This is a genomic window from Chitinophaga filiformis (assembly GCF_021646545.1).
GTDB lineage: Bacteria > Bacteroidota > Bacteroidia > Chitinophagales > Chitinophagaceae > Chitinophaga > Chitinophaga filiformis_A.
The window spans coordinates 1,191,796-1,204,961 of the sequence record NZ_JAKIRP010000001.1 but is presented as its reverse complement, the minus strand read 5'-3'; the positions used below and the strand labels follow the sequence as shown (position 1 = coordinate 1,204,961).

The window sequence follows — 13,166 nt, the reverse complement described above, 5'->3', positions numbered from 1 at the left end:
CATGAGCTTCCACACATTCCATGCACAATTATTAGAAAACGCTGAATTCCTCAAGCCAGTAGCAATGGCTTTAACCAAAGACCCTGAGGCAGCCAAAGATCTCTACCAGGAAACATTGTATAAAGCACTGAAAAACAAAGACAAATATCTGGAAGGGAGTAACATCAGAGCCTGGTTATATACCATCATGCGTAATCTCTTCATCAACGACTACCGGAGATCTGCCAAATATTCCAGCTCCGTAGAGCTGACTCCAAACATCACCAATAACACCCTGGCTGATGTAAACGCAGAAAATATGATCCGTACTAAAGAAATAAAGGGAAGCCTGTACAAGCTCCCTTTATCTTTCAAGAAACCGCTGCTGTTGTATTGCGACGGTTTCAAATATCATGAGATCGCGGAAATGCTGCATGAACCCATGGGCACTGTTAAAAGCAGGATACACCTTGCCCGCAAGCTGCTGGGTACTACCATGTCCCGTCACTAACGGTTCCCTCCATACACCAGCTGCAGATACCGTTTTTCGATAGTAGAGCGGTACAGGTAGAATGGGAGTTGTACTATGGCGAAAACCAATAGCAATAAGGGATGTGGCCATATATAGAACAGCGCCGTAAAAGTGATCAGCAGCCTGGCATATTCCAGATAGAACACCCAGCGCCGCTGTTCCATGATAGCGCCACTGTTCACCAATGTCAGTAAAATGACCAGGGTAATGCATACCTGCGCAAACACAGGTACATAATCTTCAAATAACAGGAAGAGGAATAACAACAGCAGGATGCCACCCACCTGCCAGATCACGTATTGCTGTAGCTTCCTTGAAGCCCCCACAGCGGTATTTCGGAACAGGAACCGCTCTTCCAGCTTCGGACGGATAGCCGGGTCTATATGGTCCGGCTTTCCGAACACTATTTTCCATCGGGCCCTGAAGCCTTTGGCCTGTTTTAAAGTATAGAATATCTCGAGAATGAAATGAAAATGCTGCCATAGAAAGCTATGGCTGTCCAACGGCTTTGTAAGGCCATACTCCGGTTCTTCTTCTTCCACGGCAAATGTGCCGAACAGCTTGTCCCATATAATAAAGACATCTCCGTAATTCTTGTCCAGGTACTTCTCATTAGACGCGTGATGCACCCTGTGATGTGAAGGCGTTACAAAAATGTATTCAAGTATGCCCAGCTTACCGATAGTCCTGGTATGGATAAAGAACGGATATATGCCATGCACCAGCTGCACGCTGATGATCATCGCTGCCGGGAAACCGATCACAGGCAATACAGACCAGAAGCACATTCTGAAAAAGGCCTGGAATACGGTAATGCGCGCCGATACGGTGTAATTGAAGTCCTCACTCTGATGATGGACCACATGAGCAGCCCAAAGCAGGTTCACTTCGTGCGCCAGACGATGATACCAGTACCAGATAAAATCTGTAAGAATAAGCAGGGCTATCCAAAGTACGACGCTGGACCTGATGTTAAATACGCCGAAATGCTGATGCAGGTAATCATAGATGAAATAGAAAACACCTACGGTAAAGGTATCCAGCAGTCTTTCTGCAATACCTATGTTAATGTTGCTGACCGAACTACTGAAGCCGAAATAGTTTTTCCCTGTTTTCCGCGCCACCAGGTATTCTATTCCCATCAGTCCAAGGAATAGCGGGACGGCCCAAGCCATGTGATTTAAATGCACGTGATATAGTTTCGAATTACGGGTAAACTCTATTGCTTGGTGGCCAATGGAGCGAAATCAAAACAATATTACAATTTTTCTCACATATTAGTCCATCATTTTTGTAGACAATAAAAAACCAACTACAAACGTGCAAAATTAATCACACGTCTGCAATTGGTCTCAGGTATTAGAATTGTGCGCGGAAGCCGATTGTTATCTCCTTTCTTTCAAAGGAAGGTTCGTTTTGGTTCATGACCTCTGCAATGGTCATTGGGCGGGTTACTACTGTATTAAACCCGTGTTTGCCAGACAGTTGCTGTGCTTTAGGAACAGACAGTTTACCAAATTCATATTTGGCGATCAACCTGCCTTTCCGCATCAATGCACTGTCTACCTGGGAAAGATCGCTGTTAAAAGTACATACTATCTGTACGTTTATACAGTCGGCCAGCAGACCGTCAGACAGGTTTAAGAGATTCGACACTGATGAATTGCCCGTGGTTTTCCTGTCCATGATGATGTTCTCGGCATCTTCTATGATCAGGATCGTATTGGGATTGCTGATCAACAGGTCTATAAAATCCGGCGACATAATATTCCTTGCCACGGAGGGTGACAGGAACATAACACGTTTCTTTAACCTTCCGATCAGGTAACGCAGGTAGGTGGTCTTACCAGTGCCCGGCAATCCGTGCAGCAGCACGATACCCTTATCATCATTGGTGTTCAGCCTTTTGTAGATCAGCTGATCGATTTCCAGAAAATCATCCTCATAAAATAAAGAAAGATCGAGCTTCGTCTTCTTAAACTCCATAGCTTTCAGCTTCAGGCCCCGTTCTCCGGTTGTAATGAGATTGATCTCATATTTCTTGCGCTTTTCGCGGGTACGATATTTACGTACCAGTGTTGTCACTTCGGTGACAAATTCAGGAGATGTTCCGTTGTGCAGTATCTCACAGTAATCATCACCAAATTCGACCACACTTTCATTATTAAGAACTATCAGTGCAAGATCATGTTTATATTCTTTGTCTTTATCACCGATCTCCTCCCTGAGATATGCTTTTACAATACGGTCTGCGAACGCCTTTCTGAAAGCCTCCAGCGACTTTTCTCCATTCAATGAATAAATAAAGCTGACGTTAGGTAAGGCATTAAAATAATACAGATATAAGGCCCTGCCCTCCATCAATCCGTTATCAAAAATATTATCTCCACCAATCATGCGCTTCTGTATAGTATTGTCCATGCTTTTTAAATAGGTATGCAAATGTACATGTTGGTTATCATATACCGGAACGCGCTCCCTGGCGTCCGGCTATGACAACGTGGGGTTAATGCAAATTAAGACGAAAACAATATGTTGAAGACTGACAGGTTCAATTTAAGCGGGGTAAGAATACCCCGCTTTACGTTAACTAATTGTACCTACTCAATCCAAAATATCATAAAAAAACCCGGTCAGTTTACACAGACCGGGTCAATAACGTCGACGTATATACTACATCATCGCATACCTGGTCTGATTAGTCCTGATATCATCAGCACTATGCTCCAATCTGCAGACTGGCCCTGGTCAATATGTCTTTTTATCCGTTTGCCTTTCATTCAGTTTAGCTGAAAAGAAAAAGCCCCGGGGCCTTAGTCCCGGGGCTTATATATGCTAATAAGTTGTTCTCATTTAAACTTATAACATGCCCGGAACCCGCTGCGACCACCCTTCTCAAAGGATGCTGGCGTTGTGTTCATGTGAATTTGTGTATTGAGCATGTTGTTAAATAGTTTATTCGTTAATGATAGTGCAAATATATATCGATTATTGGAACTTTAACAATTTTTTTGCACTTTTTTATTTAAAGTTTTTCAACACTATTTCGGTCCGCTTCATAAAAATACCGGCGGCATTCAGCCACCGGCATTTACTTTACTAAGAAGGGTGCCACAAAACAACAGACGATGAGAGGTCGACCTATTATATCAATAACATGCTTTCTGCTTCTTCATCAGGAGCACTCACCGTATTATTTATAACCGCATCATCTTCCGCTGCTGCTCCTTCATATTGCTTAGCCAAACGTTGCATCTGGCGGATATGCCGCTCAATGTGTTTAGTAAGGAAATAGATATATTGATAGATATCCAGTTTACCTAAATGGTTCACAGACATGTTGGTTAATACCAGCATTCCTTCGCCATTCTTCAGCAAACTAAGATTATACATACACTGTGCAAACTGTTGTTTGAGCAACACTCTCACATCCCTCATATCCTGCAGGCCACTTGGTTCCAGGTGTTCAGGCCTGATCCAGCCGAATGAACGGCTGCCTATCACGTCGATCTTATCGAACTTGTCCTGGTAGTCGGCCGGTAAGATAACGGCATTCGTAGAACGTTTACGTTCCAGCGCTCTGCGGGTGCTCTTATTAATAATAAGCAACAGAAAATAGTTGGTCAGGCTGATATGCTCCAGCACTTCCCGGATATTCCACTGGTTAGTATCCGGTTTAAAGTGTAGCAGGTCGAAATCTTTTTCGAACCAGGTGTCTAACTCCCTGAAGTTGGTAAGCAAAGCCTCTCTTACTGATTGAATTACGTTTCTCATGATCTATCGGTTTGGGGTTATGCACCTGACCAGCTCCACTTTCTGTACGGCTCTGGCACATAACAGTATTTATTGAATATTTATAAAAAAACCCGGCTCCATCAAATGGGCCGGGTAGCATATACATAAGTTCTATGTTGGCTACATACCATACCCATTAGGCTTCCTTAAGGCGAAGCCATCCTTTCGTACAATCACCGCCGGCTTTACCGGACGATATATATACCTTACAGTTATCCCACAGTTGTCTTGCTCAATCATCGTTTAGATTCTTCTAAAGCAAAAGGTCCCGCAATTTCTGCGGGACCTTTGTTATATCATTTGATAACTTGAAATTCGTTAACAATTGGTGCAACATACCCGCAACCTACTTCTGGCCTGCTTTTGCTTACAGGACATCGCCGAAATAGTATATTCTGGATTGCGTTTCATTTTTTTTATTGCTAACACAAAGGTATTTTTTATTTTTTTTATTTCCGCATTTTAGTTAATAAACTTTTTCTATATCCACATCAATTTTTTGTTAACAGGCAGGTATACCTCTAAATCAGCATGTTCCTGGTTGCTGGAAAGTTATATCCCCGGCGTTTCCCACTAAAAATTGATCCCCATCATATATATCCCGTGTTGCAATAAACTTTTGGTATGTGCTAAAAGTTCCTCAGAACAATTTCAACTGCACCTGCGGACGCTCAAACAAGGCCGTATTGAACTCAAAGCGCTCCTGGTTCAGTCCCAGTCTCTTAGTATGCACCTTGAACTGCTGGCGGATCATATCTGCAATGTTCCCATCTCCCCTCATCCGCCGGCCAAAATCACTGTCGTTTACATGTCCCCCATGCATACTCTCTATCTGATGCCATACTTTATCAGCCCTGTCCGGGAAGTTCTTATACAACCAGTCGTTGAATATGATCTTCACCGCATCGTTCAGCCGAACGACCGTATAACCTGCAAACTTCGCACCATTTGTTGCAGCGGCCTCCAATAAAGCTGGCATCTCATGATCATTCAGTCCCGGTATCATCGGCGCGGTCATTACCCCTACCGGAATACCCAGATCACTCAGCTCCTTTACGATCTTCAGACGCTGCGCAGCGGTGGTAGTGCGTGGCTCCATCTTCTGCCGCAGGTCTTCCTGCATGGTAGTGATCGAGACGTATACACATACCAGGTTATGTTGCGCCATCTGCTGCAGGATATATTTATCTCTCAGCACCAGCGAGTTCTTTGTAATAATACCGATGGGCTGTTTATAATCCAGCGCTATCGCCAGCAACTGGCGGGTCAGGAACATCTTCCTCTCCAATGGTTGATAACAGTCTGTGTTGCCGGAAAGGGAAATAGGCTTGGGTACCCAGTTCTTATTATCGAGGAATTTCTTCAACAATTCCGGCGCATTCCGCTTCACCACAATCTTCCGCTCAAAATCAAGTCCCGCGCTCATGCCCCAGAACTGATGCGCATTACGCGCATAGCAATAGATACAACCATGCTCACAACCCTGGTACGGATTCATGGAATACCACATACCCACATCCGGACTGTCTACTTTATTGACCAGCGTTTTCGCATGCTCTTCCAGTATCTGGGTTGGCACATCTGCCTGCCACCATTCGTCAATACCTTCCACATGCTCCTGCGCATACTCATTCCGGAGATATTTGTTCTTTGGATTTAACTGGGCTCCACGTCCTTTATAATAGGGATTTTCAGGAATCCCCTCCTGAAATGGCAAGGTCATACAGCTAATATTTTTAGTAAAAATACTAAATTTATTAGCTATCTACCAAATCATATTATTTCCATCTTTTGCATGAGGAAAGTCGCATTCTTATTACGCGCTACCCCTTCGCGGATGCGGTAATCGAAGAAGAGTTGGTCCTCCTTAATAGTGCTTTCAAAACAATAGTTACGGATACGCTGCGGATAGGTCTCCTCCATATGTCCCAGTTCCAGATCGTGTGTAGCGATCATCCCCAGGCAGTGATATTGCAGGAAATGCTCTATTAGCCTGCGTGACCCTGACAGCTTATCTTCAGAGTTAGTGCCTTTCAGTATTTCGTCCAGCAGAATAAACACCCGTTCCCCTCCTTTCAGCACCTCCACTATCTGTTGCAGCCGTAACAGTTCCGCCTGGAAATAGGAAGTATGCTTGGCAATAGAATCCTTGATACGCATAGAGGTCATGACCTGCATCGGGCTACAGGTAAAACTGGCTGCACACACTGGCATACCCCGAAGACCCAGCAGCAGGTTACTGCCCACACTGCGCAGGAAGGTACTTTTCCCACTCATATTGGATCCGGTGATGATCAGGAACTGTTGCGGCGCTCCAATGCCGATATCATTACGTACACACTCCTCCGCCGGGATCAGCGGATGCCCTACTCCCGTTGCTACCAGGCGCGTGGCTTCCTCATTAATTGACGGATAAATATATTCCGGGTGATTATATGCAAACGTGGCCATGCTGTTCCAGACCTCCATTTTCTCAATTACATCCAGCCAGCCGGGCAACGCCTCCTTGTAACGCATCTTCCATTTCTCAAGGGCGATCATACAATGCAGATCGTATAACACAAATGAATTCAGCACCAGGCCTATCAACAGGTTCAATCGCTGGTCCAATGCACTGCCGATCTTCGCTAGCTGACGCAAGGCAGTTTTCGCAGCAATGGCCTGCTCCTGCTCCGCTTTCAGTAAAGTTGCATCTTCGGCCTTTTCCATGCTGATCAGGTGCAGCAGCCATGCCAGCTTACCAAATATCTTCTCTTTATTTGAGATCAGCTGGTGCTGGGCATTTACTTTCTTCACCTGCCCGCCCAATATCGCCCAGTTCACACAGAGAAAGAACGTGAACAGGTAATATTGATCCGTCATAAAGTAATAGACCGCGCCTCCCAACAGCAATAACGGCATTACCCAACGCACAATATTCAACCACTTCCTGTCTGCAAACTCCAGCGGCAGGGACAACCATTTATATAAACCTGGTATATCATCTGGTTGCTCCTCAGTGAGTGAGGCGTGTGCTGAAAACAACTGCCGGAATTTAAAGCGTGGCATCAGTTCACGCACAGCCTCCTGTTGCTGCCTGATATATGCGGCATCCATCAGCGGTTGTTTCAAAGCATCTGCCAAAGCTTTAGCCCCCATCAGCGTACCGGTACGGTTCATATGTGCATAAAGCGATGCGTGCCCGAATACATCAAGGTCGCCGGTATAAGGATGCTGCTCATCTGCAAAGCGATTACCATCATCAAAACCCGATTGCCCGGTAGCCGCCAGCCGCCATTCTTTCTCATTCAGATCCAGCAGGGTTTTAAGCAGCGTCAGTTTCTCCTGTTGCGAAAGGTAACGCACCAGCACCACCACAAATGCCGCCAGCGGCGTTAATCCTGCCAGCAACCAGGTATAGTCAAAGTTGCTGCGGAAGAATTTATATCCGCAGAATAAAACGCCCGCAAAACATAGCAACCTTATCCAGCCCAACATACTCAATCGCTGCTGTACCTGTGATATTTCTGCCTTATAATCATTGATCTGTTGCTCGTAATTAGCTATAGGGGACATGGGTTATCGGATTAAGGTTAAAACGGTCCTAAAAATACTCATCCTTCGCGTTATACGAAGGATGAGCACTAAAAGATATTGATAGCATCAATTATGCATATTGCCTTTTCAACAGTTCCGGATGCTCTTTGCTCACTTTCATCAGCAATTCACCAAACAGCGTATTGGCCCATGCAAACCATTTACGCGTGTATTTGGTAGGATCATCCTTATGATAGGACTCATGGATAAAACCAGTCCCGCCATCCGTGTTACGCAGCGTTTTCAGACATTCTGCAATTTCCTCCGGATTGCTGCTGGTCAGCGCCTTCATAATGATACTCATCGGCCAGATAAAATCAGGTCCGGTATGCGGACTACCTACGCCGTCGCCATACTTACCCTTGTAGAACCAGCAATGGAAAGTGCTCCATACAAAGTGACGGGCGTTCTGATATAAAGGATCATCCACAGTTGTATATCCCAGGTAAGGGATAGATAACAGGCTTGGTACGTTGGTATCGTCGAGGAACAGGCGGTTACCGTAACCATCTACTTCCAGCGGATACATATGTCCCAGCTGCGGATGCTCTACGATAGCATATGCCTTGATCGCCCTGTCCACTTCCTCTGCCAGGTCGCGACACTCTTTCGCAAATGTAGCGTCTTTGAACACTACCTCACTGATCTCGCTCAGCTGGCGCAGGGATACCACGGCAAACATATTGGAAGGGATCAGGAAAGGGAATACGGTCGCATCGTCAGAAGGACGGAAAATGGACACGATCAGTCCCACTGGCTGCATAGGTGCGCCATACCCTCCATTTGGAACAGTGTCGGACTGGATCGGTGTTTTACGCTGGAACTTGTAAGGACCTTTGCCCTCCTTACGCTGTTGCTCCTTGAATGTTTTTACGATCAGCTTAGCTGCCTTTTTATAGTTGTCGTCCAGCACACTGGTATCACCACTTTCTTTCCAGTAATTATATGCCAGACGTACAGTATAACAGAGGGAGTCTATTTCCCATTTGCGCTCGTGCAGCTCAGGCTTCATCTCTGTCAGGTCAGAATCCCACTCGCTACCGGTAGGGCCTTCGTTGAAGGCATTTGCATATGGATCGATCAGGATACATTTCGTCTGCCTGTTCACCACCCCTGCAATCAGTTGCTTCAGTTTATCGTCCTCCTTTATCAGAGACAGGTAAGGCCATACCTGCGCAGTGGAGTCACGCAGCCACATCGCGTGGATGTCGCCCGTCAGCACGAAGGTATCCGGACGACCTTTTTCCATTTTAAACTGTACGGTAGTGTCCAGTGTATTGGGGAAACAGTTTTCGAACATCCAGGCCAGTTTCGGATCTGCGATCTCTTTTTTAATTGCAGCGATTGCGTTTTCAACGGCCTGGCTGGTAAATTTACGTTGCGCCAGCGGCGGACGCTGGGACACATAATCTGTTGCCATACTCAGTACCGATTTAGGAAAACCCAGCGCCACAGCGCCTGCCAGCAAACTGCTGTTCCTGATAAAATCTCGTCTTGCCACCATTTCTGATATAGATTTTCTATTACGATTGCCTTTGTTTCTACGAAATGCAACTCATAAACGTGAATAATAGGGTGTAAAATAAAAAAATGTGTGAATATTCCACAGTTACGATTTTCGTAAATTACGGACTTATTCGGCTCCACGTTGGCTTAATACGTACAAACACCAGAACAATATGACTGACATTTCATCTCATAAGATCCGTATCGTTACGGCGGCTTCCCTTTTTGATGGCCATGATGCAGCTATTAATATTATGCGCCGCATTATGCAGACAAAAGGAGCGGAAGTGATCCACCTGGGACATAACCGTTCGGCAGCGGAGATTGTGGACTGCGCCATCCAGGAAGACGCCCAGGGTATCGCCATCACTTCTTATCAAGGTGGCCACCTGGAATTTTTCAAGTACATGTATGACCTCCTCCATGAGAAGGGTTGCGGTCATATTAAAATATTTGGCGGAGGTGGAGGTACCATCCTTCCCTCCGAGATCGAAGAATTACACCGTTACGGTATCGCCCGCCTCTATTCCCCCGACGATGGCCGCCATATGGGCCTGGAAGGTATGATAGAAGACGTGATCCGCCAGTGTGATTTTCCGACTACCACCGGTCTTAACGGGCATCTGCACGAATTGCCTTCCCGTAGCGACAAACTGATCGCCCAGGCAATCACTGTTGCGGAGAATGCTCACCCGGGTACCCCTCTCCCTCCTGTTGAAACAAACAAGGGCGTGGTGCTCGGCATTACCGGTACCGGCGGGGCTGGTAAAAGCAGTGTGACCGATGAAATTGTACGCCGTTTCCTCCACTATTTTGACAACAAGACGATTGCTGTCATTTCGGTAGACCCCTCCAAAAAGAAGACCGGTGGAGCCCTGTTGGGTGATCGTATCCGGATGAATGCCATCCATCATCCTCGGGCCTATATGCGCTCCCTCGCCACCCGCGAGAGCGATAAAGCCGTCAGCGCACATGTACAGGAGGCCATCGATATCTGTAAGACTGCCGGTTTTGACCTGATCATTCTCGAAACATCCGGCATTGGCCAGAGCGATACCGCTATTACCGACTATTGTAATGTGGCGCTCTACGTCATGACACCGGAATATGGCGCGGCGTCACAGCTCGAAAAGATCAATATGCTGGACTATGCCGATGTCATTGCTATTAACAAATTCGATAAAGCCGGCGCACTGGATGCCCTGCATGATGTGCGCAAACAATATAAACGTAACCACGGCTTATGGACTGCTGCTGACGACCAGCTGCCCGTCATCGGGACTATTGCCTCCCAGTTCAACGATCATGGCATCAACCAGCTGTTCGAAAAGCTGCTGGCCGTAATTGGAGAAAAGACCGGCGTCCGCTTTGGTAATGTTACGCATGAAACGCCCGACGCTACCACTACCAAATCCCAGATCATCCCGCCAGCCCGCACCCGCTACCTGGCAGAGATCAGCGAAACCATTGCAGACTATGGCAAATGGGTGGAGGAACAATGTGGTATCGCCTCCCGTTTATACCAGCTGCAGGGAGCCGCTGCCCTGTTAAACGAATCACAACAGGCGGCCCTGGCAGACATCGCTAACCAGCTGCGTCCACAACTGCATCCCGAATGCCAGCAGCTGATAGACAACTGGCCTGATGTCCAGCAACAGTACAGCGCCGAATTTTATGAATACCAGGTGAGGGACAAAGTGATCAAACAGCCGCTTTACAGCGAGAGCCTGTCGCAATCGTCCATTCCTAAGATCAGCCTTCCGCGCTATAAAGACTGGGGCGACATCCTGCGCTGGCAGCTGACGGAAAATGTACCTGGAGAGTTCCCTTATGCAGCAGGCGTATTCCCCCTGAAACGCGAAGGAGAAGATCCTACCCGCATGTTTGCAGGAGAGGGCGGCCCGGAACGCACCAACAAACGCTTTCACTATGTATCTATAGACCAGCCGGCCAAACGCCTTAGCACCGCGTTTGACAGTGTAACGCTGTACGGGGAAGATCCTGCCCACCGGCCGGACATCTATGGCAAAGTTGGCAACTCCGGCGTAAGCATCGCTACTGTAGATGATGCCAAAAAACTGTACAGCGGCTTCGATCTCTGTGATCCGAAGACCTCCGTATCCATGACCATCAACGGCCCTGCGCCAATACTGCTGGCCTTCTTTATGAATGCCGCCATCGATCAGCAATGTGAAAAGTACATTGCGCAACATGGACTGACAGATAAGGTAAATGCCATCATCAAAGAGAAATTCAAAGACCATCCACTACCACACTACAACGGAGATCTGCCGGCAGGCAACAAAGGCCTTGGCCTGCAGCTGCTGGGTATTTCCGGAGACGAAGTGCTGGAAAAGGACGTCTATGAGAAGATAAAAGCACATGCCCTCAGTACTGCCAGGGGTACCGTACAGGCAGATATCCTGAAAGAAGACCAGGCGCAGAATACCTGTATCTTCTCCACAGAATTTGCCCTCAAACTAATGGGAGATGTACAGGAATACTTCATCACCCAGAAAGTGCGCAACTTCTATTCTGTCAGTATCTCCGGTTACCACATCGCGGAAGCGGGGGCAAACCCCATTACACAGCTGGCCTTCACACTGGCAAACGGCTTCACTTACGTGGAATATTACCTGAGCCGGGGCATGCACATAGATGATTTCGCGCCTAACCTTTCTTTCTTTTTCAGCAATGGCATGGACCCGGAATATGCCGTTATAGGGCGTGTGGCCAGACGCATATGGGCAAAGGCCATCAAGTATAAATACAAAGGCAATGACCGCTCGCAGAAACTGAAATATCACATTCAGACCTCAGGACGTAGTCTGCATGCCCAGGAGATAGATTTCAACGACATCCGGACTACGCTCCAGGCATTATACGCCATTTACGACAACTGTAACTCACTGCACACCAACGCCTACGATGAGGCCATCACTACACCCACCGAAGAAAGTGTGCGCAGGGCCATGGCCATTCAGCTGATCATCAACCGGGAACTGGGCACCGCCAAAAATGAGAATCCCGTGCAAGGCTCCTTCTTCATTGAAGACCTGACCGACCTGGTGGAGGAAGCGGTGCTGGCCGAGTTTAATCGACTCACGGAAAGAGGCGGCGTATTGGGGGCGATGGAGAGAATGTACCAGCGGAACAAGATCCAGGAAGAAAGTCTCCATTATGAAATGCTGAAACATACCGGCGAATACCCCATCGTGGGTGTGAACACCTTCCTGAATAAGAAGGGCTCACCTACCGTCATCCCTGGTGAAGTGATCCGCTCCACGCAGGAAGAAAGGGAGTTCCAGATCAATACGCTGGCCGCCTTCCACAAACGGCACGCGCATCGTAGCGCAGCGGCGCTCAAACAGTTGCAGGAAGTGGCCGTCAATAACGGAAACCTGTTCGAGGCGCTGATGGAGACAGTAAAACACTGTTCTCTCGGACAGATCACCCACGCCCTGTATGAAGTTGGAGGCCAGTACAGGAGGAATATGTAAGCATTTATAGCGGGAAATTCCCATGGTTATACCAGAACAACGCCCGTACATTGGTAATACTTTGTACGGGCTATTTTATGCCCCGTGCCATGCCTTTACTCTGCCTTTGCCTAGCCCCTTGTTATGCCCTATTGCCTGACTTTTATGTTGCAGGAGCTACCCTTTCCTGCTTTAGGCGCAGCCCCATTGATGCTATTTGCTGACACAATGTTAGCACGATTATTTTCGTCATTTTAAGCCGTGTCCACAGGACGCCAAACCATGTCCATAGGACGCAA

The 13,166-nt window shown here is 47.2% G+C and carries 8 protein-coding genes; 2 read left to right on the top strand and 6 right to left on the bottom strand.

Translation table 11 applies throughout. The features are described 5' to 3' along the window. Position 1: 1 nt before the first annotated feature. Complete coding sequence (locus L3C95_RS04990) at positions 2-490, top strand: RNA polymerase sigma factor (RefSeq protein WP_236385660.1); 489 nt, start codon at positions 2-4, stop codon at positions 488-490. On the opposite strand, the gene L3C95_RS04985 is transcribed toward L3C95_RS04990, so the two are convergent. The 6 genes from L3C95_RS04985 to L3C95_RS04960 all read right to left on the bottom strand — a co-directional run bounded on the left by L3C95_RS04985 (position 487) and on the right by L3C95_RS04960 (position 9,386). Further along, on the bottom strand, positions 487-1,686 hold the full coding sequence (locus L3C95_RS04985; protein ID WP_236385659.1) for a sterol desaturase family protein: 1,200 nt from the start codon (positions 1,684-1,686) through the stop codon (positions 487-489). The genes L3C95_RS04990 and L3C95_RS04985 overlap by 4 nt on opposite strands. 184 nt (positions 1,687-1,870) lie before the next feature. Continuing rightward, entirely contained in the window at positions 1,871-2,932 is a 1,062-nt protein-coding gene (locus tag L3C95_RS04980; protein WP_236385658.1) for an AAA family ATPase, read from the bottom strand. A gap of 723 nt (positions 2,933-3,655) precedes the next feature. Further along, positions 3,656-4,285 (bottom strand): DinB family protein, encoded by a 630-nt coding sequence (locus L3C95_RS04975; RefSeq protein ID WP_236385657.1) that lies wholly within the window; start codon positions 4,283-4,285, stop codon positions 3,656-3,658. 661 nt (positions 4,286-4,946) lie between these two features. After that, a complete protein-coding gene (locus L3C95_RS04970) occupies positions 4,947-6,029 on the bottom strand; it encodes a PA0069 family radical SAM protein (RefSeq protein ID WP_236385656.1) in 1,083 nt (360 codons plus the stop codon). Between the two features lie 50 nt (positions 6,030-6,079). Then, positions 6,080-7,861 carry a MutS-related protein gene (locus tag L3C95_RS04965; RefSeq protein WP_236385655.1) on the bottom strand — a complete coding sequence of 594 codons (1,782 nt, stop codon included), beginning with the start codon at positions 7,859-7,861 and terminating at the stop codon, positions 6,080-6,082. A gap of 91 nt (positions 7,862-7,952) precedes the next feature. After that, positions 7,953-9,386 (bottom strand): glycoside hydrolase family 125 protein, encoded by a 1,434-nt coding sequence (locus L3C95_RS04960; protein ID WP_236385654.1) that lies wholly within the window; start codon positions 9,384-9,386, stop codon positions 7,953-7,955. A gap of 175 nt (positions 9,387-9,561) precedes the next feature. On the opposite strand from L3C95_RS04960, the gene L3C95_RS04955 reads away from it, so the two are divergent. Next, positions 9,562-12,888: a methylmalonyl-CoA mutase family protein gene (locus L3C95_RS04955; protein WP_236385653.1), complete on the top strand. Its 3,327-nt coding sequence runs from the start codon at positions 9,562-9,564 to the stop codon at positions 12,886-12,888. Positions 12,889-13,166: the final 278 nt, after the last annotated feature.

Excerpts from the sequence above, each read along its gene's own strand:
- L3C95_RS04990 (WP_236385660.1), top strand. The coding sequence starts at position 2 with ATGAGCTTCCACACATTCCATGCACAATTATTAGAAAACGCTGAATTC.
- L3C95_RS04985 (WP_236385659.1), bottom strand. The coding sequence starts at position 1,686 with ATGGCTTGGGCCGTCCCGCTATTCCTTGGACTGATGGGAATAGAATAC.
- L3C95_RS04980 (WP_236385658.1), bottom strand. The coding sequence starts at position 2,932 with ATGGACAATACTATACAGAAGCGCATGATTGGTGGAGATAATATTTTT.
- L3C95_RS04975 (WP_236385657.1), bottom strand. The coding sequence starts at position 4,285 with ATGAGAAACGTAATTCAATCAGTAAGAGAGGCTTTGCTTACCAACTTC.
- L3C95_RS04970 (WP_236385656.1), bottom strand. The coding sequence starts at position 6,029 with ATGACCTTGCCATTTCAGGAGGGGATTCCTGAAAATCCCTATTATAAA.
- L3C95_RS04965 (WP_236385655.1), bottom strand. The coding sequence starts at position 7,861 with ATGTCCCCTATAGCTAATTACGAGCAACAGATCAATGATTATAAGGCA.
- L3C95_RS04960 (WP_236385654.1), bottom strand. The coding sequence starts at position 9,386 with ATGGTGGCAAGACGAGATTTTATCAGGAACAGCAGTTTGCTGGCAGGC.
- L3C95_RS04955 (WP_236385653.1), top strand. The coding sequence starts at position 9,562 with ATGACTGACATTTCATCTCATAAGATCCGTATCGTTACGGCGGCTTCC.